Annotated in this window: 25 protein-coding genes; 15 read left to right on the forward strand and 10 right to left on the reverse strand. The window is 72.6% G+C overall.

The window, feature by feature from the left end; translation table 11 throughout:
- Positions 1–60 precede the first annotated feature (60 nt).
- On the forward strand, positions 61–1,419 hold the full coding sequence (locus tag FHX44_RS26560) for an MFS transporter (RefSeq protein WP_212612648.1): 1,359 nt from the start codon (positions 61–63) through the stop codon (positions 1,417–1,419).
- Here the strand turns inward: FHX44_RS26560 and FHX44_RS26565 are convergent.
- Positions 1,382–2,251 (reverse strand): fumarylacetoacetate hydrolase family protein, encoded by an 870-nt coding sequence (locus FHX44_RS26565; protein ID WP_147258300.1) that lies wholly within the window; start codon positions 2,249–2,251, stop codon positions 1,382–1,384. The genes FHX44_RS26560 and FHX44_RS26565 overlap by 38 nt on opposite strands.
- Complete coding sequence (locus FHX44_RS26570) at positions 2,248–3,354, reverse strand: cupin domain-containing protein (RefSeq protein WP_147258301.1); 1,107 nt, start codon at positions 3,352–3,354, stop codon at positions 2,248–2,250. Before FHX44_RS26570 ends, FHX44_RS26565 begins: the two co-directional genes overlap by 4 nt.
- A 344-nt stretch (positions 3,355–3,698) precedes the next feature.
- Here FHX44_RS26570 and kdpF point away from each other — a divergent pair, with 344 nt between their 5' ends.
- Genes kdpF through FHX44_RS26600 form a run of 6 tightly spaced genes read left to right on the forward strand, consistent with a single transcriptional unit; the run spans position 3,699 to position 11,386 of the window.
- Positions 3,699–3,788 (forward strand): K(+)-transporting ATPase subunit F, encoded by a 90-nt coding sequence (kdpF, locus tag FHX44_RS26575; protein WP_075952592.1) that lies wholly within the window; start codon positions 3,699–3,701, stop codon positions 3,786–3,788.
- The gene (kdpA, locus tag FHX44_RS26580; protein ID WP_147258302.1) at positions 3,788–5,452 is read left to right on the forward strand and encodes a potassium-transporting ATPase subunit KdpA; all 1,665 of its coding nucleotides are present in this window, start codon (positions 3,788–3,790) and stop codon (positions 5,450–5,452) included. The genes kdpF and kdpA overlap by 1 nt, the downstream gene beginning before the upstream one ends.
- A complete protein-coding gene (gene kdpB, locus FHX44_RS26585) occupies positions 5,449–7,596 on the forward strand; it encodes a potassium-transporting ATPase subunit KdpB (protein WP_147258303.1) in 2,148 nt (715 codons plus the stop codon). The genes kdpA and kdpB overlap by 4 nt, the downstream gene beginning before the upstream one ends.
- Before the next feature lies 1 nt (position 7,597).
- Positions 7,598–8,206 carry a potassium-transporting ATPase subunit C gene (locus tag FHX44_RS26590; protein WP_147258304.1) on the forward strand — a complete coding sequence of 203 codons (609 nt, stop codon included), beginning with the start codon at positions 7,598–7,600 and terminating at the stop codon, positions 8,204–8,206.
- Between the two features lie 16 nt (positions 8,207–8,222).
- Positions 8,223–10,715: a DUF4118 domain-containing protein gene (locus tag FHX44_RS26595; RefSeq protein WP_147258305.1), complete on the forward strand. Its 2,493-nt coding sequence runs from the start codon at positions 8,223–8,225 to the stop codon at positions 10,713–10,715.
- Positions 10,712–11,386, forward strand: a complete 675-nt coding sequence (locus tag FHX44_RS26600) for a response regulator (protein WP_147258306.1) — start codon at positions 10,712–10,714, stop codon at positions 11,384–11,386. The genes FHX44_RS26595 and FHX44_RS26600 overlap by 4 nt, the downstream gene beginning before the upstream one ends.
- Here the strand turns inward: FHX44_RS26600 and FHX44_RS26605 are convergent.
- Together FHX44_RS26605 and FHX44_RS26610 are read right to left on the reverse strand one after the other, a co-directional pair.
- Positions 11,349–12,365 carry an endonuclease/exonuclease/phosphatase family protein gene (locus FHX44_RS26605; RefSeq protein WP_147258307.1) on the reverse strand — a complete coding sequence of 339 codons (1,017 nt, stop codon included), beginning with the start codon at positions 12,363–12,365 and terminating at the stop codon, positions 11,349–11,351. The genes FHX44_RS26600 and FHX44_RS26605 overlap by 38 nt on opposite strands.
- Positions 12,362–13,507, reverse strand: coding sequence for an MFS transporter (locus tag FHX44_RS26610; RefSeq protein ID WP_147258308.1), 1,146 nt, complete (start codon positions 13,505–13,507; stop codon positions 12,362–12,364). Before FHX44_RS26610 ends, FHX44_RS26605 begins: the two co-directional genes overlap by 4 nt.
- Before the next feature lie 71 nt (positions 13,508–13,578).
- On the opposite strand from FHX44_RS26610, the gene FHX44_RS26615 reads away from it, so the two are divergent.
- Positions 13,579–14,463, forward strand: coding sequence for a LysR family transcriptional regulator (locus FHX44_RS26615; RefSeq protein WP_147258309.1), 885 nt, complete (start codon positions 13,579–13,581; stop codon positions 14,461–14,463).
- A gap of 9 nt (positions 14,464–14,472) precedes the next feature.
- Here the strand turns inward: FHX44_RS26615 and FHX44_RS26620 are convergent, their stop codons facing one another.
- The gene (locus FHX44_RS26620; protein ID WP_147258310.1) at positions 14,473–14,988 is read right to left on the reverse strand and encodes a gamma carbonic anhydrase family protein; all 516 of its coding nucleotides are present in this window, start codon (positions 14,986–14,988) and stop codon (positions 14,473–14,475) included.
- An 88-nt stretch (positions 14,989–15,076) separates the two neighbouring features.
- Between FHX44_RS26620 and FHX44_RS26625 the strand changes: the two genes are divergently transcribed.
- Together FHX44_RS26625 and FHX44_RS26630 are read left to right on the forward strand one after the other, a co-directional pair.
- Positions 15,077–15,682: a TetR/AcrR family transcriptional regulator gene (locus FHX44_RS26625; protein WP_246170600.1), complete on the forward strand. Its 606-nt coding sequence runs from the start codon at positions 15,077–15,079 to the stop codon at positions 15,680–15,682.
- Positions 15,679–16,269: a GNAT family N-acetyltransferase gene (locus FHX44_RS26630; protein WP_147258311.1), complete on the forward strand. Its 591-nt coding sequence runs from the start codon at positions 15,679–15,681 to the stop codon at positions 16,267–16,269. Before FHX44_RS26625 ends, FHX44_RS26630 begins: the two co-directional genes overlap by 4 nt.
- Here the strand turns inward: FHX44_RS26630 and FHX44_RS26635 are convergent.
- The 4 genes from FHX44_RS26635 to pdhA all read right to left on the reverse strand — a co-directional run bounded on the left by FHX44_RS26635 (position 16,256) and on the right by pdhA (position 20,160).
- Complete coding sequence (locus tag FHX44_RS26635) at positions 16,256–16,813, reverse strand: hypothetical protein (RefSeq protein WP_147258312.1); 558 nt, start codon at positions 16,811–16,813, stop codon at positions 16,256–16,258. The two genes, FHX44_RS26630 and FHX44_RS26635, sit on opposite strands and share 14 nt — an antisense overlap.
- A gap of 70 nt (positions 16,814–16,883) precedes the next feature.
- The gene (locus tag FHX44_RS26640; protein ID WP_147258313.1) at positions 16,884–18,143 is read right to left on the reverse strand and encodes a dihydrolipoamide acetyltransferase family protein; all 1,260 of its coding nucleotides are present in this window, start codon (positions 18,141–18,143) and stop codon (positions 16,884–16,886) included.
- Positions 18,140–19,102 carry an alpha-ketoacid dehydrogenase subunit beta gene (locus FHX44_RS26645; protein ID WP_147261480.1) on the reverse strand — a complete coding sequence of 321 codons (963 nt, stop codon included), beginning with the start codon at positions 19,100–19,102 and terminating at the stop codon, positions 18,140–18,142. The genes FHX44_RS26640 and FHX44_RS26645 overlap by 4 nt, the downstream gene beginning before the upstream one ends.
- Positions 19,103–19,116: 14 nt before the next feature.
- On the reverse strand, positions 19,117–20,160 hold the full coding sequence (gene pdhA, locus FHX44_RS26650; protein WP_147261479.1) for a pyruvate dehydrogenase (acetyl-transferring) E1 component subunit alpha: 1,044 nt from the start codon (positions 20,158–20,160) through the stop codon (positions 19,117–19,119).
- A 158-nt stretch (positions 20,161–20,318) separates the two neighbouring features.
- Here pdhA and FHX44_RS26655 point away from each other — a divergent pair, with 158 nt between their 5' ends.
- Positions 20,319–20,786: an Lrp/AsnC family transcriptional regulator gene (locus FHX44_RS26655; protein ID WP_147258314.1), complete on the forward strand. Its 468-nt coding sequence runs from the start codon at positions 20,319–20,321 to the stop codon at positions 20,784–20,786.
- Between the two features lie 361 nt (positions 20,787–21,147).
- On the opposite strand, the gene FHX44_RS26660 is transcribed toward FHX44_RS26655, so the two are convergent.
- On the reverse strand, positions 21,148–22,524 hold the full coding sequence (locus tag FHX44_RS26660) for an HNH endonuclease signature motif containing protein (protein ID WP_147258315.1): 1,377 nt from the start codon (positions 22,522–22,524) through the stop codon (positions 21,148–21,150).
- Between the two features lie 586 nt (positions 22,525–23,110).
- Between FHX44_RS26660 and FHX44_RS26665 the strand changes: the two genes are divergently transcribed.
- The 4 genes from FHX44_RS26665 (at position 23,111) to FHX44_RS26680 (ending at position 26,213) form a co-directional block, all read left to right on the forward strand.
- Positions 23,111–23,986 (forward strand): NAD(P)-dependent oxidoreductase, encoded by an 876-nt coding sequence (locus tag FHX44_RS26665; RefSeq protein WP_147258316.1) that lies wholly within the window; start codon positions 23,111–23,113, stop codon positions 23,984–23,986.
- A 135-nt stretch (positions 23,987–24,121) separates the two neighbouring features.
- Positions 24,122–24,937, forward strand: a complete 816-nt coding sequence (locus FHX44_RS26670; protein ID WP_425469155.1) for an ion transporter — start codon at positions 24,122–24,124, stop codon at positions 24,935–24,937.
- Between the two features lie 10 nt (positions 24,938–24,947).
- Positions 24,948–25,412, forward strand: coding sequence for a cupin domain-containing protein (locus FHX44_RS26675; RefSeq protein ID WP_147258317.1), 465 nt, complete (start codon positions 24,948–24,950; stop codon positions 25,410–25,412).
- A 114-nt stretch (positions 25,413–25,526) separates the two neighbouring features.
- Positions 25,527–26,213, forward strand: coding sequence for an ABC transporter ATP-binding protein (locus FHX44_RS26680; RefSeq protein ID WP_147261482.1), 687 nt, complete (start codon positions 25,527–25,529; stop codon positions 26,211–26,213).
- Positions 26,214–26,306 lie beyond the last annotated feature (93 nt).

The raw sequence follows: 26,306 nt of genomic DNA on the forward strand, positions 1-26,306 counted from the left end.
ACAGTGTCGCGCGCCGACACTTCGGCCGCCGCTGAAGTGTTCACGGGTGAACCTGGGGTCATGGCTGTTCTCGCAGCGATGTGCGTCGGCATGTTCCTCGTGCTGCTCGACGTCACCGTGGTCAACGTCGCGCTGCCGTCCATCGCGAGCGGGCTGGGCGCCGACCCGGCGGCGACGCAGTGGATCGTCGACGCCTACGCCGTGGCCATCGCAGGCCTGCTGCTGGCCGGCGGCACCGTCGGCGACCGGATCGGGCACCGCCGGGTGGTGCTCACCGGGCTCGGGGTCTTCGGCGTGGCGTCGGTGGCCTGCGGGCTGGCGACCGGGCCCGGCATGCTGATCGCGGCGCGAGCCGCACAGGGTGCCGGGGCGGCCCTGCTCCTGCCCGGCAGCCTCGCGGTCATCACCGAGGCCTTCCCGGACCGCGCAGCCCGGGCCAGGGCACTCGGGATCTGGGCCGCCGTGTCGTCACTCGCGCTCCCCGCGGGACCGCTGCTGGGCGGGTTCCTGGTGTCCTCCGGTGACTGGCGGCTGATCTTCCTGGTGAACGTCCCCGTTGTGCTCGCGGCACTGGTCGCCGTCCCCAGGCTGGTCCCCGCCGGCACCGCCCGTCCCGAACGCCGTGGCGACGCCCCCGGTGCCGTGCTCGCCGCGGTCGGTCTCGTCGCCGCGGTGTTCACCGTCATCGACGCGGGTGAGCACGGATTCCGGCCCCTGACGGTCGCGGGTCTGGCCGTGGCACTGGTCTGCGTGGCCGGGTTCGTCGCGCGCGAGCGGCACGCGAACGCCCCGATGCTCCCGCTCGACCTGCTGCGCCTGCCCGCGTTCGTCGGGCCGAACCTCGCGGCGGGTGCGATGAACCTCGTCGTCAACGGGCTGCTGTTCGTCACGACGCTGTTCCTGCAGGGCGTCCAGCACCGGGGGCCGGTCGCGGCCGGTGTCGCCCTGCTGCCGATGTTCGTGCCGCTGGCGTTCCTCGCGCCGCCGGCCGGGCGGCTGGTCGCCCGGTTCGGCCCCCGCCCGCTGCTCGTCGGCGGGGCGCTGGTCGCGGCGCTCGGTGCTGCCGGCTACGCACTCCTCGAACCGGCGAGCGGCTACCTGACGCTGCTGCCGGCGCTGGTGGGGTTGGGGGTCGGGGCGGGCCTGTTCACCGCGCCGGTGGTGGCGGCCGCGATGTCTGCCGTGCCCGCCGAGCGGTCCGGGCTGGCCAGCGGCATCAACAACACCGCCAGGCAGACGGGCACGGCGCTCGGGGTCGCGGTCTTCGGCGCCGTCGCCGGGGGCACCGCGGTGCCCGGCGCGTTCGTCCACGGCGTGCACGTGCTGGCCGGGCTCGGCGCGGCCGTGTGGATCGCCGTCGTGCCGCTGGTCGCGTGGTCGGTCAGGCGATCGTCACCGACATCGACCCGATCCGGCTGATCGTCATCTCCAGCCGCTCGCCCGGGGCGATCGGGCCGACGCCGGGCGGCGCACCGGTGAACAGCACGTCACCCGGCAGGAGCGTCATCATCGACGAGGCGTATGCGACGATCGCCGGCACCGGCGTGATCATGTCCCGCGTGTTCACCTCCTGCCGGACGGTGCCGCCGCAGGTCAGCCGGATGTCGAGGTCCGAGCCGTCCCCGATCTCGTCGGCGGTGACGAGCCAGGGACCGAGTGGGCTGAACCCGTCGTAGCTCTTGCGCCGGGAGCGGTCGGCCGCGCTCCGCACCGTGATGTCCAGGCCGGCGGTGAAGCCGAGCACGGCGTCCATCGCCTTCTCGACCGGGATGTCCTTCCCACCGCTGCCGATCACGACGACCAGCTCGGACTCGTGGTGCACCTCGTGCCCGGCCGCCACCGCGTCGGGCGGGAGCGTGATCGTGGCGCCCGGGCCGACGATCGACGAGGGCGCCTTGAGGAAGACGTCGAAGTCCATCATCCAGGCCTCGACGCGGCCGAGCGTGCGCTCCTGCACCTCGTGCATCTCGGAGACGTGCTCGCCGTAGTTCATCGCCGCGGCCACCACCTTCGACGTCCCGAGCACCGGGGCGCGCAGGGCGACGTCGGTGAGCGGCCGAGGCCGGCCGGTCTCGGCGGCCGCACGGAGGGCTCCGGAGAGCGTCGCGAAGTCCCGGCACAGGCCGCGCCACCAGCCCGCGGTGACCGGGTCGGGGTCGTGCGGGCCGGGCAGCGCGTCCGTGACGTCGACGATCCTGTCCTCCGCGGTCACGACGCCGAGCCGGTTGTCGTCGAACAGGGCGAGCTTCACGGGTTCTCCCGGGGCGTAAACACGGACGTGACGGGTTGGGCGGCCGGGAGCGTCTCCTCCCGGTAGAGGCCGAGCGCGCGCAGCACGGGAGCGTCGGAGAGCACGAAGAGCTCCGCCTGCTCGTCCGACGCGTGCTCGGCCGCCGCCCAGGACGGCACGGCGAACATGTCGCCGGGTCCCCAGTCGAAGCGCTGCCCCTCGATCACGGACGAGCCGTGGCCTGCGAACACGACGTGCACGGCGTTGCCGGTGCGCCGCACCGGCAGGCTCCGGCCGCCCGCCCGGACCCGCTGCGCCGAGCACGCGAGCGTGGGCATGACGCTCGCACCGGTCTCCGGGTCGGCGTACTCGACCGACACGACCGGCTCGTCAGAGGCCGCGGCCAGCCGGTCGAGCTGTGCCGAGGTGTCGGCCCACCGGTACACCATCAGCTTGGAGTGGGCCGGGCTGAGCGCGTCTGTCACGGCCCCGTCGACGTGGCGGGTGCCGCCCGCGTAGGTGCGTTCGGAGGCGTTGTGCTCGGCGGGCTCCGGCTGGTTCTCCCCGGGGCCGGGGTAGGGCTCGAAGAAGATGCTGTCGAGCGCGGCGACCATCGGCAGGTCGAGCCCGTCGAACCAGAACATCTCCCCGTCGCCGCTGTTGACGTGGTCGTGCCAGTTCATCGACGGCGTGAGCACCAGGTCGCCGGGGTGCATGTCGCAGGCGTCGCCGTCGACGGTCGTGTAGACGCCCTCGCCCTCCAGCACGAACCGGATGGCGCCCGGCGAGTGGCGGTGGGCGGGCGCGGTCTCGCGCGGGCCCAGGCACTGCAGCGCCCCCCACAGCGTGCCGACGGCGTAGGGCAGGCCGCCGAGCCCGGGATTGCGCAGGCTGAGCACGCGCCGCTCGCCACCGCGCTCCACCGGCACGAGCCGGATCGCGCGGCGGGCGAGTGGCTTCATCGTGGCGTGCGACCACAGCCACGGCACGGACCGCGGCCGTGGGATCGGGGTCAGCAGCTGTTCGGTGATCGTCCAGAGCGGCTGGAGGTCGACGGCGTCGAGGTCGCGGTAGAGCTCCTCCAGCTCGGTCTCGACGTGAGTGGTCGGTGCTTCTGTCGTCATCGCGCTCCCTCCCTCTCGAGCGGTGGCGTGCCGATCCCGAACGCGGGCCCGAGGAACCTAACCCCGGTGGTGCGCAGAGCGCTATTGCTCGGCGATGAAGTTCCGCTATACCAAATTCCCTTCGCCACGGCTGCGTGCGCTCGCTCGGATGAGCCGCAGCACACCGCCGTTAGGAAGCCGTCAAGGTGCCTGCAAACCCCCGATCGGGGGTCGCATCCTTGCGGCCGCCACGACCAACGGGGCCGTGGCGGAGGAGGACCTTCAATGGCCGACCTGGCCTACGCGCTGCTGCTCGTCGGCGGTTTCGCCGTGCTGCTTCTGATGGTGCGGGGGTTGCAGCGCCTGTGATCGTCGAGAACGTGATCGGCGGGCTGCTCGCGGCCGCGCTGATCGTCTACCTGGTCATCGCTCTCGTCCGACCGGAGCGCTTCTGATGTCCGTCACGACGGCCGGGCTGCTGCAGCTCGGCGTTCTCCTCGTGCTCCTCGCCGTGGTGTACGTCCCGTTGGGCAACTACCTCGCTGCCGTCTACACCAGCGGCGAGCACTGGCGGGTCGAGAAGGCCGTCTACCGGGTGGTCGGAGTGGACCCCGACGCCGAGCAGCGCTGGACCGGGTACGCCGCGGCACTGCTGGCGTTCTCGTTCCTGTCGATCGTGCTGCTCTACCTGCTGCAACGGCTGCAGGGGCTGCTCCCGCTCGGCCTGGGCCGCGGGGCCGTCGAGCCCGGCACCGCGTTCAACACGGCGGTGTCGTTCGTGACGAACACGAACTGGCAGTCCTACGTGCCCGAGACGGTCATGGGCCACCTCGTGCAGATGGCCGGCCTGACCGTGCAGAACTTCGTGTCGGCCGCGGTCGGCATGTCGGTGGCGGTGGCGCTGGTGCGCGGGTTCGTCCGCTCCTCGAGCGACCGGATCGGCAACTTCTGGGTCGACCTCGTCCGGGGAACCGTCCGCGTGCTGCTCCCCATCTCGATCGTCGCGGCGATCGTCCTGGTCGCGCTCGGCGTGACGATGAGCCTGCGGGCCGGGGTCGACGTCACCGGCGTGGACGGCAGCCAGAGCACGATCGCGCTCGCGCCGACCGCCTCGCAGGAGGCGATCAAGGAGCTGGGCACGAACGGCGGTGGGATCTTCAACGCCAACTCGGCGCACCCGTTCGAGAACCCGAACGGCATCTCGAACCTGCTGGAGATCTTCCTGCTGCTCGTGATCCCGGTGTGCCTCACCCGCGCGTTCGGCGTGATGGTGCGCGACACGCGCCAGGGCCATGTGCTGCTCGCGGTGATGGGCGTGCTCTGGGGCGGGCTGCTCGCCGTCGCCTGGTGGGCGGAGACCCACCCCAACGGCCCGGCCGCCCTGCTGGCGGGGGCGGCGACGGAGGGCAAGGAGGTCCGCTTCGGCGTCCCGTCGTCGGTGCTCTTCGCCGTCTCGACGACCGGCACGTCGACCGGCGCGGTCAACTCGCTGCACGACAGCTACACCGGCCTCGGGGGCGGGGTCGTGCTGCTGAACATGCTGCTCGGCGAGGTCGCGCCGGGCGGGGTCGGCGCAGGCCTGTACGGGATCCTCGTGCTCGCCGTCATCGCCGTGTTCCTCGCCGGGCTCATGGTCGGGCGCACGCCGGAGTACCTCGGCAAGAAGCTCGGCCGGGCGCAGGTGACGGCCGCCGCGATCGCGATCCTCGCGATGCCCACCGTCGTCCTGCTCGGCGCGGGAGCCGCGCTCGCCCAGCCGGGTGAGCTCGAGTCGGCGCTGGCCAACACCGGCGAGCACGGGCTGTCCGAGGTGCTCTACGCGTACGCCTCGGCGGGCAACAACAACGGCAGCGCCTTCGCCGGGCTCACGGTGACGAGCCCGTTCTTCCAGTCCACCCTCGGGCTCGCCATGCTGTTCGGCCGGTTCGTGCCGATCCTGGCGGTGCTCGCGCTGGCCGGCTCGCTCGCCGCGCAGAAGCGCGTCGAACCCGGCGCCGGGACGCTCCCCACCAACGGGCCGCTGTTCGGCGTGCTCGTCGGCGGCACGGTCGTCCTCGTCGCCGCCCTCACCTTCTTCCCTGCTCTGGCCCTCGGGCCCATCGCGGAGGCTCTGGCATGAGCACTGATCTCACCCGCCCCGCCGGCTCCGCAAGCTCCGCCGGCCACCATCCCCCGGGCACTCTCGACCGGCGCTCGATCGTCGAGCGCCGGGAGCTGCACGCGCAGCGCACCGGCCGCACGGTGACAGCGGGCGCGTTCTCCCCGCGCCAGCTCTGGCAGTCGCTGCCCGACGCCCTGCGCAAGCTCGACCCGCGGGCGCAGCTGCGCAACCCGGTGATGTTCGTCGTCTGGGTCGGCTCGGTGCTCGTCACCGGGCTCGCGATCGCGCACCCGACCGTGTTCGCCTGGCTGATCGCCGTCTGGCTGTGGCTCACCGTCGTGTTCGCCAACCTCGCGGAGGCCGTGGCCGAGGGCCGCGGCAAGGCGCAGGCCGAGAGCCTCCGCCGCACGCGCACCGAGACGGCCGCCCGCAGGCTGCTGCCGGACGGGACCGAGGAGCACGTGCCCGCCCCGACCCTGCGCGTCGGCGACCGGGTCGTCGTCGAGGCGGGCGAGGTCATCCCGGGCGACGGCGATGTGGTGGAGGGGATCGCCACTGTCGACGAGTCGGCGATCACCGGCGAGTCGGCCCCCGTGATCCGGGAGTCCGGCGGCGACCGGTCCTCGGTGACCGGTGGCACGACCGTGCTGTCCGACCGGATCGTCGTGCGGATCACCACCGCGCCGGGCGAGTCCTTCGTGGACCGCATGATCGCCCTGGTCGAGGGTGCGGAGCGGCAGAAGACTCCCAACGAGATCGCGCTGACGATCCTGCTGTCGACGTTGACGATCATCTTCCTGCTCGCGGTGGTCGCGCTGCAGCCGATGGCCCGCTACTCCGGTGCCGAGCAGTCGCTGATCGTGCTGACCGCGCTGCTGGTGTGCCTGATCCCGACCACGATCGGCGCGCTGCTGTCCGCGATCGGCATCGCCGGCATGGACCGGCTCGTCCAGCGCAACGTGCTGGCGACCTCGGGGCGTGCGGTGGAGGCCGCGGGGGACGTCGACACGCTGCTGCTGGACAAGACCGGCACGATCACCTTCGGCAACCGGAGGGCGACGGCGCTGCACCCGGCCCCGGGCATCGGCTCGGCGGAGCTCGCCGCGGCCGCCCGGCTGTCCAGCCTGGCCGACGAGACCCCCGAGGGCCGCAGCATCGTCGAGCTGTGCGCGAAGGAGCACGACCTGCCCCCGGAGGAGGACGCGGCCGGCGAGTTCGTCCCGTTCACCGCGCACACCCGGATGTCCGGGCTCGACCTGGACGGCCGCAGCGTCCGCAAGGGCGCGAGCTCGGCCGTCGCGCAGTGGACAACGGGACCGGGGACCGACGCCGCGTTGCCGCCCGAGGTCGGCGAGACCGTCGACCGGATCAGCGCCGACGGCGGCACGCCGCTCGTCGTCGCCGAGCGGGTGGGCGGCACGGCCCGGGTGCTCGGGGTCGTCCAGCTCTCCGACGTGGTCAAGCCGGGCATGCGCGAGCGGTTCGCGGAGATGCGGGCGATGGGCATCCGGACGGTGATGATCACCGGGGACAACCCGCTGACGGCACGCGCGATCGCGGAGGAGGCCGGGGTGGACGACCACCTCGCCGAGGCGACGCCCGAGGACAAGATGGGCCTGATCCGCAAGGAGCAGGAGGGCGGGCGCCTCGTCGCGATGACCGGCGACGGCACGAACGACGCTCCCGCGCTCGCCCAGGCCGACGTCGGTGTCGCGATGAACACCGGCACGGCAGCGGCGAAGGAAGCCGGGAACATGGTCGACCTCGACTCGGACCCGACGAAGCTCATCGACATCGTCGAGATCGGCAAGCAGCTGCTGATCACCCGGGGCGCGCTGACCACCTTCAGCATCGCCAACGACCTGGCGAAGTACTTCGCGATCCTGCCGGCGATGTTCGCGGTCATCTACCCGCAGCTCGACGCGCTGAACGTCATGCGGCTCGCCACGCCGCAGTCGGCGATCCTCTCGGCGGTCGTGTTCAACGCGCTGATCATCGTCGCGTTGATCCCGCTCGCCCTGCGCGGCGTGCGGTACCGCCCGTCGACCGCGGCCCAGCTGCTGCGGCGCAACCTCCTGATCTACGGCGTGGGCGGCGTGATCACCCCGTTCATCGGGATCTTCCTCGTCGACCTGCTCGTTCGACTCATCCCCGGGATCTGAAATGTTGACCATGCTCAGCCGCCAGATGGGCGCCGCGCTGCGGATGCTCCTCGTGGCGACCGTCGTACTCGGGTTGGTCTACCCGCTGGCCGTATGGGGCGTGGCACACGTGCCCGGCCTGGCGACGCAGGCGGAGGGCTCGATCATCGTTCGAGCCGACGGCACGCCCGTCGGGTCGACGCTGATCGGGATCGACCCCGTGGCCGCGGACCCGGCGAACGACCCGTACTTCCACACCCGGCCATCGGCGTCCGCGGAGGACGTGCTCGGCCCCGGCGACCCCTCCACGTCGGGTGGGTCGAACAGGGGTGGCTTCGACGATGATCTCCTCGCTGCCGTCGAGCAGCGCCGCGAGGCGATCGCGCAGCGCGAGGGCGTCGACCCCGACCAGGTGCCGGCCGACGCCGTCACGGCCTCGGCGTCCGGCGTCGACCCGCACATCTCTCCGGAGTACGCGGAGCTGCAGGTGCCTCGGGTGGCCCGCGTGACGGGCCTCGGCGAGGAGGAGCTGCGGCAGCTGGTCGCAGCGAGCACGCAGCACGCCGTGCTGGGGATCTTCGGTGCCGACGGCGTGAACGTGACGGAGCTGAACCTCGCCATCGCGGGGTAGAGCGGAAGATTGCGGCATGGGCAAGCGTGGCGAGCTGAGGATCTACCTCGGCGCGGCGCCCGGCGTGGGCAAGACCTACGCCATGCTCGGCGAGGCCCGGCGGCGCAGGGACCGCGGCACCGACGTGGTCGTGGGTCTCGTCGAGACCCACGGCCGCAGCAAGACCACCGCCCTGCTCGACGGGCTCGAGGTCGTCCCCCGGCGCGAGCTCGCCCACCGGGGGGTGACCCTCACCGAGCTCGACGTCGACGCCGTCCTCGCCCGCAAGCCGCAGGTCGTGCTGATCGACGAGCTCGCCCACACGAACGCCCCCGGCTCGCGCAACACCAAGCGCTGGCAGGACGTCGAGGAGCTGCTCGACGCCGGGATCACCGTGCTGACCACGCTCAACGTGCAGCACCTCGAGTCGCTGAACGACGTCATCGAGAAGATCACCGGCAGCCGGCAGCAGGAGACGGTGCCCGACGAGGTGGTGCGCAAGGCCGGGCAGGTCGAGCTCGTCGACATCACGCCGGAAGCGCTGCGGCGGCGCCTCGCCCACGGCAACGTGTACGCGCCGGAGAAGGTCGACGCGGCCATGGCGAACTACTTCCAGCCGCGCAACCTCACCGCGCTGCGGGAGCTGGCGCTGCTGTGGGTGGCCGACCAGGTCGAGGTGGCGTTGCAGCGCCATCGCGCCGACCAGCAGACCAGCGACATCTGGGAGACCCGCGAGCGCGTCGTCGTGGCACTGACCGGAGGCCGGGAGAGCGAGACGGTGCTGCGCCGGGCGGCGCGCATCGCGAAACGGTCCGGCTCCGCGGAGCTGTTCGCGCTGCACGTGCTGCGGGGTGACGGGCTCGCCGGGGCCACGGCCGCGGCGCTGGCCAAGCTGCGGCGGCTCGCCGAGGACGTCGGTGCCTCGTTCCACACGGTCGTCGGCGACGACGTCCCGGACGCCCTGCTCGACTTCGCCCGCGGCGTGGACGCCACCCAGCTCGTGATCGGCACCTCGCGGCGATCCCGCTTCGCCCGTGCCGTGGACGAGGGCATCGGTTCCCGGGTGGTGCAGGACTCCGGGCCCATCGACGTGCACATGGTCACCCATGCCGAGGCGGGGCGCGGGTTGCGGTTGCCGCGCCGGCTCAGCGCGGTGCCGGTCACGCGCCGGGCCGTCGGCTGGGCGCTGGGCATCGTCCTGCCGGTGCTCGCCACGGTGCTCGGGGTGCTCGGCCGCGACCTCTTCGACCTCTCCACCGACGTCGTGCTGTTCTTCCTCGCCACGGTCGTCGTCGCGCTGGTCGGCGGGCTCGGCCCCGCCCTCCTCGCGGCTCTCGCCGGCGCGACCCTGCTCAACTTCTTCCTGACGCCGCCGCTCTACACGTTGACGATCGGCGAGCGCGAGAACGTGATCATGCTCGTGGCGATGGTGCTCACCGCGGTGCTCGTCGCCCTCGTCGTCGACCGCGCCGCCCGGCGGGCGCAGCAGGCCGCGGTCGCCGGGGCGGAAGCGGCGCTGCTGGCGTCGTTCTCGCGGACCGTGCTCACGCGGCCCGAGCCGCTCCCGCGGCTGCTCGAGCGCGTGCGCGAGGCGTTCGGGATGACCACCGTGGCGATACTGGAACGCCTCGACGACCAGTGGGTGATCTCCGCATGCTCCGGGCCGCCCGACTGCGGGAAGCCCGAGCAGGCCGACGTCGACGTCGCGGTCGAGCCGGACGTGCACCTCGTCGCGCGCGGGCGCACGCTGCCCGCCGCGGACCGGCGGTTGCTCGAGGCCGTCGCGGGCCAGGCGCTCATCGCCCTGCGCAACCGGCAGATCGCCGACCAGGCCGCAGAGGCGCGCAGGCGGGCCGACGCGGTCGAGCTGCGCAGCGCGTTGCTCTCGGCGGTCGGGCACGACCTGCGCACGCCGCTGACCTCGATCAAGGCGGCGGCGGGGAGCCTGCGCGCCGGCGACATCCACCTCTCGGGAGCGGACCGCAGGGAGCTGGCCGCAACCATCGAGGAGTCGGCGGACCGGCTCACCGGCCTGGTCAACAACCTGCTCGACTCCTCCCGCATCGCCACCGGCGGCGTGACCCCCGACCTGCGGCCCGTCGGCTACGACGAGGTCGCCGTGCTCGCCTTGCGCGGCCTGGACGGCGCGGGCCGGGTCGAGCTGGAGATCGACGAGCACCTCCCCGAGGTCCTCGCCGATCCCGGGCTGCTCGAACGCGTCGTCGCGAACGTCGTCGACAACGCGCTGCGCCACGGGAAGGGCGCTCCGGTCGTCCTGCGGGCCAGCGCCCACGCCGACCACGTCGAGCTGCGCGTCGTCGACTCCGGGCCGGGAGTGTCCGTCGCGGACTCCGAGAAGCTCTTCGCCCCGTTCCAGCGCCTCGGCGACCGCGACCACAACGGTCTGGGGCTCGGCCTGAGCGTCGCGCGGGGCTTCACCGAGGCGATGGGCGGCACGCTCACCGCGGAGGACACGCCCGGCGGCGGGCTCACCGTCGTGGTCAGCCTGCCGGCGGCGGTGGCGTCGTGACGGCCGTGCTGGTCGTCGACGACGACACCCAGCTGCTGCGCGCCCTGCGGATCCACCTCTCCGCGCGGGGCTACGAGGTGCACACCGCCGTCACCGGTAAGGGCGCGGTGCGCGCGGCCGAGGAGCACGAGATCGACGTGGTCGTGCTCGACCTCGGGCTCCCCGACCTCGACGGCACCGAGGTGATAACCGCGCTGCGCGCGTCCACGACCGTGCCGATCATCGTGCTGTCCGCGCGCGCCGACTCCGGCGACAAGGTCCGCGCGCTCGACCGCGGCGCGGACGACTACGTGACCAAGCCGTTCGGCGTCGACGAGCTCATGGCGCGGCTGCGCGCCGCCGTCCGCCGCGCGGCCACCGTTCCCGAGAACGGTCCGATCGACGCTGGCGAGCTCACCATCGACCTCGCCGCGAAGCTCGTCCGCCGGTCCGGGGAGGAGGTGCACCTCACGCCGACCGAGTGGAGCCTCCTCGACCTGCTGGTCCGCAACCGGGGCAGGCTCGTCGGCCGCAAGCAGCTGCTGCGGGAGGTCTGGGGGCCGGTGGAGCGGAAGGAGACCAGCTACCTGCGCGTGTACATGGCGCAGCTGCGGCGCAAGCTGGAACGGGATCCGGCCCACCCGGAACACCTCATCACTGAGGCGGGGATGGGCTACCGGTTCCGCGCATGACGTCGTCCGGGATCCGGAGCCGCGTGAGCACCGCCCGGTGATCGCTCCCGGCGATCTCCCGCACCTCGAAGGTCTCGGCGACGATCGGGTCGGTGGCGAGCACGTGGTCGATCTGCGGACCCAGCCAAGCCGGCAGCCATGTCGGCCACGTCGGGACGAGGCCCTGGCCCCGCTGGGCCGCCGCGTCCCCGCACCCGGCCATCGCGGAGCGGAACACCGAGTGGTCCAGCGTGGCGTTGAAGTCCCCGGCGATGATCGCAGGCCGGGGATCGGCGCACCACTGGGACACCAGGCTCACGTCGGACCGCCACTGCGGCACGTCGCCGCGGCGCGGGGCGAGGGTGTGGAACGCGACGAACCTGACGTCGCCGAGCCCGCCGCCCTCCAGCTCGACGCGCGGGAACGGGGTCGCGACCCAGGTGCTGCTGCGCACGTCGCCGAGGTGGTCGGCGACGACCGCGGTGACGCCGCCGAGATCCCCCTCGGGCTCCCCGACCGCGGTGATCAGGTGATAGCCCAGCGGCTCGACCAGCGGGGCCAGCTCGGAGCGGAACGCCGCGCCGGCCTCCACGAGGGACACCAGGTCCGGGCGCTCGTCGCGGATCAGGGCGGCGACCTCGGCCACGTCCGCGCCGCCGCTGTAGGTGTTGAAGGCGGCCACGGTCAGCGTGTGCCCGCCCGCCGGGACCGGCGTCGCGACCGTGCGTGGGGCCACCAGGCCGCCCGCGACCAGCAGCACGACCGCGACCCCGCAAGCGGCGATCACGGCACCGCGCACCCAGCGCGCGATGACCAGCAGGAACGGCACGAGGATCGCGAGCCCGACGAGCAGGTACGGGCGGAGCGCGACGAGCTGTGCGAGCGGCGTGACCACGTCGAGCCCGACGAGGTCGGGCAGCGTCAGGAGGGCCACGCCGACGATGAACGGCAACGCCCACCAACGGGATCCCAGCCGGTGATGCGGCCGTGCGTTCGTCACACCCGCGATCTTCCCCGGCCCACCTGAGTGACGGCTGAGGGACGGCGGGGGAGCACGATCGGGACGACCGTGGCCAGAAGCACGGCCGGGAGCAGGAAGCCGATCATCGGGTCGGCGTGGTAGATCGGCGTGAACGCCACGGGGCTCAGCGCGCCGCCGCCGAACCGGAGGGCCTGCACAAGCGACACCGCCCCACCAGCGCCCCGCCCCGCGCCGAGCACGAGCGCGTTGACCGCGACGAGCACGAGCTGGGTGGCCACCCCACCCACCGCCCAGGCGAGCGCGACCATCCAGAGCGCGGGGAGCGCCCCGACGGCCGCGATGGCGAGCGCGCCCAGCCCGGCCCCGGCGAGCACGCTGCCGCGCGTTCCGGTCCGGTCGACCGCACCGCCCACGAGCCGGGCGGTGAGGATCCCGGCCACACCTGCCGCGGTGAGCACCAGCCCGCGCGGTCCGGCGCCGGCGTGGAAGTGCTCGTCGAGCCTCAGCGCGACGAGGAAGCCCAGGCCCATCAGGCAGCCCCAGCCGACGGCGGCGGCCAGCCCGGCGCGCAGCACGGCGGGCCGTAGCGCCGCCCGTATCCCGGGCGGCTCGCCGCCTGCCGTCGGGTCGGCCGGGATCCCGATCAGGGCGAGGGCGACCGTCACCACCGCGACGCCGGCGAACGCGAGCCGCCAGTCGGCCTCGGCGACGAGCCCGCCGACCAACGGCGCCGACGTCGACCCGGCGGCCTGCATGGCCGCGAACCAGCCCAGCGCGCGGCCGAGTCGGTCGCCGGGCACCGTGGCGGCGAGCACCGCCATCAGCAGCGGCGTGGTGAACGCGTTCGCGGCGCCCAGCACGGCGGTGGCGGCGAGGAAGAGCGGAAGCGTCGGCGCGAGCACGCAGGCCAGCGCCGCGAGCGCGTACACCCCGTACGCGGTGACGACCGTGCGCCGCCTGCCCCAGCGCTCGCCGAGCGTGCCGGAGACGACCATGACGGCCGCGAACGGAAGCATGTAGGCGGTGACCGCCAGGGCGGCGGTCCCTGCCGGCACCCCGAACGAGGCGCCGAGCTCGGGCAGCATCGCGACCGTGAGCCCGCCACCGAACGGCCCGAGGAACGCCCCGGCGTGGAGCCCGCCGCGGGTGATGCTGTTCATGGTCGTCGGCTACCCGGCCGGTTTGCGGCGGAAAAGACTGACCGGAGCGTCGGTGATACGTTCCCCGTCTCATGGAGCTCAGGCACCTGCGGTCGTTCCTCGCTGTCGCCGACGAGCTGCACTTCAGCCGCGCCGCCCGCCGCCTCCACATGGCGCAGTCGCCGCTCAGCCAGCAGATCCAGCGGCTGGAGCGCGAGATCGGGGTGCCGCTCTTCCGACGCAACCGGCGCAAGGTCGAGCTCACCGACGCCGGGCTGGCCATGCTCGACCACGCCCGCCGCGCGATCGACCACGCCGAGCAGGCCGCCGGCGCCGCGCGGGCGGCCGGCACGGGCCGCGCAGGCCGCCTCGGCATCGGGTTCCTGGCCACCGCCGCCCTCGCCCTGCTCCCCGCCGTCCTGCCGACGTTCCGGCGCGCCGCGCCCGACGCCGAACTCCGGCTGACCGAGGCGGGCAGCCAGGACCTGCTGCGGGCCCTCCACCGCGGCGAGCTCGACGTCGCCTTCACCCGCCCGCCGGCACCGACCGCCGAACTCACCGCCGCTGTGGTGTGGCGCGAACCGGTGATCGCCGTCCTGCCTGCGGGCCACCCGCTCTGCGCCGCACCCGACGTGCGCCTCGCCGACCTGCACGGCGAGGACTTCGTGACGTTCCCGCGCTGGTCGGCGCCCGAGTTCTACGACCACCTCGTCGCCGCGTGCCACGCAGCGGGCTTCGCCCCGCGCATCGTCCAGGAGGCGCTCGCCATGCCGACCGTCGTCGGGCTCGTGGCCGCCGGCCTGGGCGTCGCCCTCGTGCCCGCCGGCATGCGCCACCTCGCGCTCCCCGGCGTCGCCCACCGACAGCTGCGGGGCGACCCGGCGCACGCCGAGATCGCGATGGTCCACCTTGCGGGCAACGACCGCCCCCTGCTCAGCGCCTTCACGGCAACGGTCCGCGCGACCCTCGGCGGTTGACCCGGCGGGTCACGTGGCGGCGGCGCGGTGCGTCTCGGTGAGCTCCCGGTAGACGGCCGCGTTGGCGCGGTTGTGCTCGACCTCGTCGTCGGTGAGCTCGCGGCGCACCTTGCCGGGCACACCGGCCACCAGGGACCGCGGTGGGATCACCGCGCCCACCGGGACCAGCGCGTTCGCCGCCACCAGTGATCCGGCCCCGATGACCGCGCCGTTGAGGACGGTGGCGTTCATGCCGATCAGGCAGCCGTCCTCGACGGTGCAGCCGTGCAGCACCGCCCCGTGACCGACGCTGACGTCGTCGCCGATCCGGGCCGGGAAACCCGGGTCGGCGTGCAGCACGGCGCCGTCCTGGATGTTGCTGCCGGCTCCGACGCTCACCGACTCCAGGTCGGCGCGCAGGACGGCGCTGTAGAAGATTCCGACGCCGGCCCCGATGGTCACGTCGCCGGCGACGGTCGCGGTGTCCGCGACCCAGGCCGACCGGTCGACGTCGGGCACGCGGTCTCCGAGTGGGATCAGGCGCATCCCGTGATGATCCATCAGGAGGGGGCGGGGCGCGATGAGGGACCTCGAGCGGTTAGGATGAACATCTGTTCATTCAAAGTGGGGTGACGTGCCCAGAAGCAGCGAGCAGTACGAGGCCATGCGGGCCGCCACCCAGGAGAAGGTGCAGGCCGCGGCGATCACGCTCTTCGCGCGCCACGGCTTCGCCGCCACCAACATGCGCGACATCGCGCGCGAGGCGGGCATCAGCACCGGCCTGATCTACCGCCACTACGCCACGAAGGACGAGCTGTTCGCGGCGCTCGCCGCCCAGGCCACCGACGGCCTGCGCGGGGTCGCCGAGCTGTTCCGGAGCGAGGGGTCGCCCGCCGCGCTGCTCGGGGGGTTCGCGAGGGAGTTCGTCGACGACATCGCGCGCGTGCAGGGGTCCGCCGAGTTCATGCTGATCATGAACCAGGCATTCGTGTCGCGGCGGCGGTCGGCGCAGATCGACGCGCTGCTCGACCAGCACCTCGCGCTCGTCGACGCCACCGTCGCGCTGATCCGCCGGGGGCAGCAGCTCGGCGAGTTCCGGCCCGGCGACGCCACCGAGCTCGCGACGTGCTGGTTCGCGGCCGTGAGCGGGCTGGCGACGTTGAAGGCGGCCCTCGGCGACCGGTTCGCCGCACCCCACCCGTCGACGCTCACCGGATTCCTGACGAGGGAGCACAGATGATCGAGATCGTTCCGGCCCGCGAGCTGGGTGAGGGCTACCGGCGGCCGATCACGGAGGTGTTCGTCGACGCCTTCGGCCGGGACTTCGCCTACTTCTCCGACGATCCCCGAAGGCTGGCCGACGCGTTCGAGCACATGCTCGTGCTCGACGTGTTCCACGTCGCCCTGCTCGACGGCGAGCCGGCCGGGATCGCGGCCTGCACGGACGGGCGGCAGCTGAGCCTCGTGCCGCAGGGCAGGCACCTGCGCCGGCACCTCGGGCTGGTCAAGGGGACGATCGGCGCCATCGCGCTGAAGCGCGAGTTCTCCGGGGGCGTGCCCGACATCGCCGACGGGGCGGCGTCGATCGAGGTCGTCGGCACTGCCTCGCGGTTCCAGGGCAAGGGCGTGGCCACGGCGCTCATCACGCACTTCCTCGCACTGCCGCAGTACCGGGAGTACGTCCTGGAGACCGTCTCGGACATCAACACGCCCGCGCTGAACCTTTACCGGAAGCTCGGGTTCGTCGAGTACAAGCGGGTGCGGGTGCGGCACACGAAGCTGTCGGGGATCAGCTACTACGTCTCGTTGAAGCTCACCCAGGACTGACGACCGTCATCACCACGATCAGCACCGCGAGCGAGGCATCGAGCAGGAGGCAGAACTCGGCGAGGGAGCGGGACACCACGCGGTCGGCGCGGTAGTGGTGGAGATCCCAGGCCGAGTGCGCGAGCAGGCCGGCCGCCACGAGGTAGGCGCCCAGGTCGGTGTCGACGAACAGGGCGAGCGCGGCGACCGCCCCGAAGCCGAGCAGCGCGACCGTCTGCAGCGGCAGCCCGTAGCCGGGACGGACGACGCCGCGCAGCAGGCCGTAGAGCCCCAGCGCCAACCCGCAGCCAAGGACGATCAGCGTCGCGTCGACGTCGAGGACCTTCCCGATGGTGATGACGACGACGGAGCCGAAGAACAGCGGCCACGCCGCACGCGGCTTCTGCAGCGCCGCGCAGCCGATGTAGACCGTCGCGGCCGCGGCGAGAACGGGCGCCTGGTCGACGCCGCTCGCCATGCCGATGGAGACGAGCGCGGCGAAGGCGATTCCGGCCAGCGCCGGCCAGCGGCGGCGTGCCGCGTCGGTGACTGCGGGAGGCGTCATGGGAACACCGTCTTCCCACCCGCCGACCCCCGCCAGAGGCTGTCTGAAACTCGGCGATACCGGTCCGGGTTCAGAGGTTCGCCATGGCGCGCAGCGGGGCCTCGACGGCGTCGGCGACGAACCGAAGGAAGCCGCCCGCGACCCCGCCGTCGCAGACGCGGTGGTCGAAGACCAGCGACAGCTGCGTGATCTGCCGCGGCACCACCTCGCCGTCGACGACCCACGGCCGCGGGTGGATCCGCCCGATGCCGAGGATGGCCGCCTCCGGGTGGTTGATGATCGCCGCGCTGCCGTCGACGCCGAACACGCCGTAGTTGTTCAGCGTGAACGAGCCGGAGCTCAGCTCGGCCGCGGTGGCCGTGCCCTCGCGCGCGGCCGCGGTGAGCCGGCGGATCTCGGCGTCCAGCGCGCGGATGCTCAGCCGGTCGGCGCCCCGGACGGCCGGCACGACGAGCCCGCGCTCGGTCTGCGCCGCGATCCCGAGGTTGACCCCGTCGAGGTGGACCACCTCCTCCCGCTCGACGTCCACCCGCGAGTTCAGGGCCGGGAACTCGCGCAGACCCGCCACGACGAACCGGGCCAGCAGCGCGAGGAGCGCGGGCTTCCACACCCCGTCGCGCATGTCCTCCCGCAGCGCGAGCAGGGCGGTGGCGTCGACGTCGACCCAGGTGGTGGCCTCCGGGATCTCCGCGCGGCTGCGGGCCAGGATGCGCGCGATCTCGCCCCGCACGCCGGTGAGCGGTACGCGCGTGAGCACCGGCAGCCCGGTCCGGCGGTCGACGGGGTCGGCGTCCGGTGCCTTGCGGGCCGCGATCGCCCGCTCGACGTCGGCGCGGGTGATCAGGCCGTCGCGCCCGGTGCCCACCAGCGTCGTCGTGTCGAGACCCGCCTGCCGCGCCAGCTGCCGCACGATCGGCGAGACGATCTTGGGACGGGGAGGTTCAGGAAAGCCACATTCAGGGCTTTGCAGGCCCTGAACGTGGCTTTCCTGAATTTCCTGCGCCGCGGGCGCCTGCCGGTGATGGCGCCTCCTGCGGGATGGCTCGCTGGTGCCGTAGCCGACGAGCACGTTGCCCGACCCCGCGCGCTCCTGCTCCAGCGGCGTCACGGTGATCAGCGGTGCCCCCACCCGGATCGTCGAGCCCTCCGTGCCGTGCAGCTCCGCCACGATCCCGGCGAACGGGGAGGGCACCTCCACCGTCGCCTTGGCGGTCTCGACCTCGGCCACCGGTGCGTCGACGGCGACCGCGTCGCCGGGCCGGACCAGCCATTTCACCAGCTCGGCCTCGGTAAGCCCTTCCCCGAGGTCGGGGAGCGTGAAGACGGTCACGCCTCCTCCCACTGCAGGTCGTCGACGGCGTCGAGGATCCGGTCCACCCCGGGCAGGTGGTGCTGCTCCAGCTTCGGTGGGGGATAGGGCACGTCGAACCCGGTGACCCGGCGGACGGGCGCTTCCAGGTAGTGGAAGCAGCGTTCGGACACCCGCGCCGCGATCTCGGACGCGACGGAGGCGAAGCCCGGCGCCTCGGCGACCACGACCGCACGCCCGGTCCGCCGCACGGCAGCGGTGACGGTCTCGTCGTCGAACGGGACGATCGAGCGGAGGTCGACCACGGCGAGATCGCGCCCCTCGGCGGCCCCGTGCTCGGCGGCCGCGAGCGCGACCGGGACCGACGGGCCGTAGGCGATCAGCGTGGCGTCCCGGCCCTCCCTGCGGACCACCGACCTGCCGATCGGCGGTACCGGCCCGGCGTCGAGCTCCTCGCGCGTGAAGTACTGGCGCTTCGGCTCCAGGAACACGACCGGGTCCGGGTGCTCGATCGCGGCCCGCAGCAGCCCGTACGCATCGGTGTTGGTGGCCGGGGTGACCACGAGCAGGCCCGGGGTGTGCGCGTAGTACGCCTCGGAGCTGTCGCAGTGGTGCTCGACGCCGCCGATCCCGCCGCCGTACGGGACGCGGATGACCATCGGCAGCCGCACGCGCCCGCGCGTCCGGTTCCCGAGCTTGGCCACGTGGCTGACGATCTGCTCGAACGCCGGGTAGGCGAACGCGTCGAACTGCATCTCGACGACGGGCCGCATCCCGTTCATCGCCATCCCGACGGCCATGCCGACGATGCCCGACTCGGCGAGCGGCGTGTCGAAACAGCGCTGCTCGCCGAAGGCGGCGGTCAGCCCGTCGGTGACCCGGAAGACGCCGCCGAGCGGGCCGACGTCCTCGCCGAAGACCACCACCGAGTCGTCGGCGGCCATCGCGTCGTGCAGTGCCCGGTTGAGGGCCTGGATCATCGTCGGCTTCTCGGTCACGCCTGCACCTCGTTCAGCTCGGCCGCGAGCAGCGCCGCCTGCTCGCGCAGCTGCGGCGTCGGCGTCGAGTACACGTGGGCGAACAGCTCCGCCGGGTCGGGTGCGCTCTCCCGCCCCATCCCCGCGCGGACGTGGGCGGCCATCTCCTCGGCGGCCGCGGCGAGCTCGGCCTCCCGTTCCGGGGTCAGCACGCCGGTGGCGACGAGGTGCGCTCTCATGCGCAGCAGCGGATCGCGCGGGCGCCACTCATCGACCTCGGCCTCGGTGCGGTAGCGGCTGGGGTCGTCGGCGTTGGTGTGCGCCTGGATCCGGTAGGTGTCGGCCTCCACCAGCGTGGGGCCCTCCCCGCGGCGGGCCCGGGCGACGGCCTCGGTGAGCACCACGATGAGCGCCGCGAGGTCGTTGCCGTCCACCCGCACGGCCGGCACGCCGTAGCCGACTCCCTTCGCGGCGAGCGACTCCGCCGCCGACTGCCGCGCGAGCGGCACGGAGATCGCGTACTTGTTGTTCTGCACCAGGAACACGACGGGCGAGGCGAACACGGCGGCGAAGTTGAGTGCCTCGTGGAAGTCGCCCTCGCTGGTCGCGCCGTCCCCGCAGAGCGCCATGACCACCGTGTCCTCGCCCTTGAGCCGGGCCGCGTGCCCCACCCCGACGGCGTGCGGCAGCTGCGTGGCGAGCGGCGTGGCCTGCGGCGCCACGCGCGTGGCCACCGGGTCGTAGCCGCAGTGCCAGTCGCCGCCCAGCATCACGAGGACGTCGAGCGGATCCACGCCGCGGGCCGCGATCGCGGCGACGTCGCGGTAGGTGGGGAAGAGCCAGTCGGTCTCCGCCAGCACGGCGGCCGCGGCCACCTGGCACGCCTCCTGGCCGTGCGAGGACGGGTACACCGCGAGCCGGCCCTGCCGCACGAGCGCACCCGCCTGGTCGTTGAGCCTGCGGGCGAACACGAGCCCCCGGTACCCCTCGAGGAGCACCTCCGGAGCCGGCAGCGGCGGGTCGTCCGCGACGACGGCGCCCGTCTCGTCGATCAGCCGCATCGGCTCGGTCACCTCGGCACCTCCCCGGCAGACATTCGGATCAAAGTGTCCGGCGCAGCGGCTACAGATCACCAGTTGAGAGGGGGAAGTCGAGACGGAATGTCGATATGGTCGGCCATCGTGAGCCGATCAACCGAGATCGGCCCTCCTGGACGGGGATGGCGAGACAGGTGGCCGTGCAGCTCGACGACATCGACCGCCGCATCATCGACGCGCTCCGCCGCGACGGCAGGCTCTCGGTACGCGCGCTCGCCGAGCAGGTGAGCATCTCCCGCGCGAACGCCTACACCCGCCTCGAGCGGCTGACCTCGTCCGGCGCGATCACCGGCTTCACCGCCACCGTCGACCCGGCCGCGATCGGCCTGGGCACCTCCGCCTACGTCACGCTCACCGTGCGGCAGAACTCGTGGCGCGAGCTCAAGGCCCGCCTGCAGGCCATCCCCGAGGTGCGCCACATGGCGCTGGTCGGTGGCGAGTTCGATGTGATCCTGCTGGTCAGGGCGGCCGACAACGCCGCCCTGCGCGAGGTGGTGCTGAACGAGCTGCAGGCCATCCCCGAGGTGATCGCCACCCGCACCTCGCTGGTGTTCGAGGACGTCGAGAACATGGGCGGCACCGCCCGCTGACCCGCCCGACGCGACGTACGCCCGGCCGACGGCGGATCATTCGCGTCGGGTCGCCACGCCGCGGGCGGCCCGATCCGGCAATACGCTCGAGCTGCCGCTTCATCACCAATACGGCGCCCACTCGGCCGATGTTCGTGCGGTCGACCGGGGATTTCCTCCACGGTGGGGCGGTAGGCCGCGTTCCGCGGAACGCTCGAGGCGGTCCCGGGGACAGAGGTTGCGCGGGCATCCGTCCCCGGCTTGAGGGCACGCCGGTTGTCGACGAGACCGCTCTTGCTGGGTGCCTGCGCGACTATCTTGTGGTCCCGTTCCTGTCTTTCCGGGTGGCTGTCGGAGCCGTTTGGTGCGTTCCGCGGAACGCTCACGCCGCCGTGCGGATCCGGCGGGGGAGTAGGGCGTCCAGGATGGGTTCCGGGTCGAGGCGGTCGCCGTACCAATCCGGGGTGAGGGTGGTGTGGTCGATCTGTAGCCGGGCGCGGGTGTGCATTTCGATGAGGCTTTCGGTGTTGCCGGTCAACGGCGTTGGGATGGCCGGGATCGGGGTGCCATCGGGTCGGCGGAACTCCCATCGACCGGCCGGTCGGTGGATGCGGTAGCCGTGGTCGTGGATGAGGCGGTGGTGGAAGGAGCAGATCAGGATCAGGTTGTCGATGTCGGTGCGGCCGCCGGACCACCAGGGGATGACGTGGTGGGCGTGCAGGTGCCGGGTGTGGGTGCAGCCGGGGAACTGACACCCGTCCCCGTCCCGCACGGTGAGGGCGGCGATCTGGGCGGGGGTGGCCAGGCGCCGGTTGCGCCCCAGATACATGCGGTTGCTGGTCCGGTCGTTGAGCAGCACCTGCACCCGGGCATCACAGGCCAGCCGCTCCGCCGTCGAGTAGGCGACCTCGGGCCCGTCGTCGAGGCGGGCGGTGCCGGTGGTGGCGTCGAGGTGCACGATCACCTGCGCCTTCCCGCGCTCGACCACCGGCCCGGAGCCCTCGTCGGAGTGGGTGTGGCCGTTGACCAGGGTGAGCAGGGCATCGGCGCGGCGGGCGGCCACCCGGTCGGCGGCCGGCCCGGGTTCCTGTTCTCGGGCGCGTGCCTCCAGATCGTCGGGTGCGGGCGGCACCGGATGGTTGATCGGGGTGCGCGGCGGCACCTGGGCTTCGATCGCCGCGACCAGGGCCGCGCCGTCGTCGGGGGTGAGGCGGGCGCGCAGGACCAGTGATCCGTCCTCGTCCCACTGCCAGGTCAGCGACCGCCGCACGGCGTGGTCGGCGGGTGGGATGTGGCGGCGCCGCACCGCCCGGACCACGGTCTCCACGTGGCTGGCCGTGCCGTGCCGCGCCAGGTTGCGCAGCACCTGCTCGGCGGTGTCCGGGTCGGCCACCGTGGTGTGCCGCAGGCCGGAGGTGCCGGCGGCGATCTCGGCCGCGAGCCGGGTCAAGGTTCCGGTGTCGGACCCGGCGATCCGGGTGATCGCCCGAACTTTCGAGTAGGAGAGCTGCCCGGCGGCGAACGCCTCCCGGATGCGCGGCAGGTTGCGCAGGGCGTGCGCCACCCGCAGACGTTCGGTGGCGGTGCGCAGGTTCATCCCGGCCCGCCAGGACAACCAGTGCGCACAGGAGTGGATCCCGTCGCCGGCCCAGCCGTCGCGTTGGTCGAACTCGGCCAGCAGTTGTAGGAATCGGCATTCGGCAGCGGCGATGTGCCCGGCCAAGCCCAACAGCTCCGATTCGAGGTCGTCGGTTGTCATTGCCGACAGTTGGGTGGGCAGCGAAATGATCGACACGACAAACCTCCCGAAGCGCCCTGAGTCAATGTTCGACCCGAAGGATGGCAGTCGGGTCTGACAATTTCTGCGTTCCGCGGAACGCGGGGACGCGGGGACAGGAGAAGGCGCGGGATGAAGGCAGGCACTTGTTTCGTCGTGAACCTGCGGGGATGGGTCGGGACCACAGGATAGTTGCGTAAGCACCCGGCGGTGACGGTCTCGTCGAGAACCGCCGTGCCCTCAAGCCGGGGACGGCCGCCCACGCAACCACGCTATTCGGTAGTGATCCCAACCCAGCCATCCTCCCCACGCAGGAGGCACGCCGGGAATGGGGTGACAGCGCCCGAGGCGCAGCTGAGGTCGATCACAACGGCCGCCCGAGGCGACCAGGCTCGCCCCACGCGAGGTGCGTTCCGCGGAACGCGCGGAGGGTTCCGGGCATTTCGAGGGGAGGAACGGGACCACACGGCCGGAACGGCTCGCTCGGGAGGCGGTAGGCGAACAGCCACCTACGGCAGCGTGCGTGGATCGTCGGAGAACCGTGCGCGGCGACGCCGAGGCTGGGCGCATGACCACGAACGAGAAGCCCGTGACCGTGATCGGTCTCGGACCCATGGGGCAGGCGATGGTGCGCAAGTTCCTCGCTGCCGGGCATCCCACGACCGTCTGGAACCGCACCCCGAGCCGCGCGGACGCGCTCGTCGAGGAAGGGGCCGTGCGCGCGGCGTCGCCTGCCGAGGCGGTGGCGGCGAGCGAGCTGGTCGTCCTCTCCCTCACCGACTACCAGGCGATGTACGACATCCTCGGCCGGTCCGAGGATGCGCTGGCCGGCCGCGTCGTCGCCAACCTCAGCTCGGACAGCCCGGAGAAGACCAGGGAGGCCGCCGCGTGGCTGGCCGAGCGCGGGGCGCAGCTGCTCGCGGGCGGCGTGATGGTGCCCCCTCCGATGGTGGGGGAGGAGGGGGCCTACGTCTTCTACAGCGGCCCCCGCGAGGCGCTCGACGCCCACGAACCCACGCTGCGCGTGCTGGGCAGGCCCGACTACCGGGGCACCGACCCGGCGCTGGCCCAGCTGTTCTACCAGTCCCTGCTGGCCGTGTTCCTGACCGCGCTGGCGGCGGAGCTGCAAGCGGCCGCGCTAGTGGGATCGGCAGGCGTGAGCGCGAAGGAGCTGGCGCCGTACGTGCGGGAGACCCTCGAGCTCGCCGCCGTGTACGCGGACGAGACCGCCCGGGACGTCGACACCCGCACCTACCCGGGCGACCTCAGCACGGCCACGATGATGGGCGCGACGGCGGACCACATCGTCGCCGCGAGCACCGCGGCCGGCCTCGACACCGCGTTGCCCGAGGCCGTGAAGTCGCTTTACGACCGCGCCGTCGCCGCCGGTCACGGCAACGAGAACTGGACCAGCCTGTACGAGGTGGTCGCCCGGACGAGGTGATCAAGTCGACTCCATCGGTTTGGCGAGGCGCAGCACAGACCGGTGGAGTCGACTCGCTCATGTCCGAGCGCGTCCCGGAACGGGGCAACCAGACTCACATGTTCCGTGCGCGTGCCCGCCCCTACAGTCCGTGACGTGATCGACTCGGCCGCGCGAAGGGCGCGCACGATCGTGGAGCACCGCACCTTCCAGCCGACGGTGATCGCCGTCATCCTCGTCAACGCGGTGACCCTCGGGCTGGAGACCTCCACCGTGGTGATGAACTCCGCGGGCGGGCTGCTGCACGCCGTCGACCGGGTGGCGCTGGCGGTCTTCGTCGCCGACATCGCGCTCCGCCTCGTGGCCTACGGGCGGCGGTTCTGGGTCGACCCCTGGAACGTCTTCGACTTCCTGATCGTCGCGATCGCGCTCGTGCCGGCGTCCGGGCCGTTCTCGGTGCTGCGTGCGCTGCGCGTGCTCCGGGTGCTCCGCCTGATCTCGATGGTCCCGAGCATGCGGCGGGTCGTCGGCGGGCTGCTGGCCGCGCTCCCGGGCATGGCGTCGATCGCCGCCCTGCTCTCGCTCATCCTGTACGTGGCAGGCGTCCTCGGCACGAACCTGTTCGGCGCGGTGGCGCCGCAGTGGTTCGGCGACCTCGGCACCACGCTCTTCACCCTCTTCCAGACCATGACGGGCGAGGGCTGGGGCGAGATCGCCAGGGAGGTCATGGCCGAGATGCCGATGGCCTGGATCTTCTTCGTCGTCTACATCCTGATCAGCTCGTTCATGGTGCTGAACCTGTTCATCGCGGTCGTCGTGAGCGCGATGGAGGGCCAGGTCATGGCGGAGGTTCGGGCCCAGGAGGAGGAACACGCCGCGGAGGAGCAGATCGCGAACCGGATGATCCTGGAGGAGATCAAGCAGTTGCGCGCGGAGCTCGCCGCGCTCCGGCCGGAGCGGGCGGAGCCCTAGGTTGGACGAGATGCACGCGGAGGTTCCCGGCCCGTTCATGCTGGCGGCCCGCGAGGGCGTACCCGCGAGCGCGCCGGAAGGCAGCGAGATGCTCGTCAAAGCGGGTGCCGCCGAGACCGGTGGGCTCTTCGGCCTCCTGGAGGGCGTCGACCGGGCCGGGTTCTCGACGATCGTGCACCGGCACGACGTCGCCGAGGCGTGGTACGTCCTGGACGGCCGGTACCGCTACTACGTCGACGGCCGCTGGTTCGAGGTCGGCCCGGGCGGGTTCGTCTTCGTGCCCGCGGGGGTTGCGCACGGCCTGCGCTGCGTCGAGGCCGGGCGGAAGCTCACCCTGCTCGTTCCCGGCGGCCCGGAGGGCTTCTTCCGGGACGTGCACGGGGCGTCGGAGGCCGGCGAGCTCACGCCGGACGCGCTGCGGGACATCGGCTCGCGGTACGGGCTCGAGGCGCTGGGCCCACTGCCACCCGGCTGACCGCCGGCCGTTCAGGGTTTGCGCCGGGCCGGCGCCGGAATTCGCCTCGTTGACGTGCCGGGAGATCGGACGGACGATGCTGGTCTCGCACTTTCTCGACGAGGAGAAAGTTTGATGATCGAGCTAGCGTCCGTTTCGAAGGTCTATCGCTCCGGTTCCATCGAGGTGCACGCGCTCGACCACGTCGACCTCTCGATCGCGGAGGGCGAGTTCGTCGCGATCATGGGTGCGTCCGGGTCGGGCAAGACCACGCTCATGAACGTCCTCGGTTGCATGGATCTGCCCACGTCCGGCGTCTATCGCCTCGACGGGACCGATATCCGTTCGCTCACCGAGAACCAGCTCGCCGGTATCCGCAACTCGCGGATCGGATTCGTGTTCCAGTCCTTCAACCTCGTCCCGCGCACGAACGCGCAGGCCAATGTGGAGCTGCCGCTCATCTACGCGGGCGCCCACCACCGCAGGCGCCGCGCCCGTACCGCACTGGAACGGGTGGGGCTCGGCGAGCGGTGGCACCACCTGCCCAACCAGCTGTCGGGCGGCGAGCAGCAGCGTGTGGCGATCGCGCGCGCCCTCGTCACCGACCCGCGGATGATCCTCGCCGACGAGCCGACCGGCAACCTCGACTCCTTCGCGACCACCGAGGTCATGGATCTGTTCTGCGAGCTCAACCACGAGGGCCACACCATCGTGATGATCACCCACGAGCGCAGCGTGGCCGCCCTCGCGCGGCGGGTGATCAGGCTGGAGGACGGCCGGATCGTGAACGACAACCCCGCGAGCGGTGCGCTCGTCGGCTGACGATCCGCCTCACAGCGACACGACGAGGCTCGCGCCGCTCAGCCCCTCGTCGAGGGACTTGCCCTGGGTGCCACGGCTGCACTGAGGGAGCTC

The sequence above is a fragment of the Pseudonocardia hierapolitana genome (assembly GCF_007994075.1).
GTDB classification, from domain to species: domain Bacteria; phylum Actinomycetota; class Actinomycetes; order Mycobacteriales; family Pseudonocardiaceae; genus Pseudonocardia; species Pseudonocardia hierapolitana.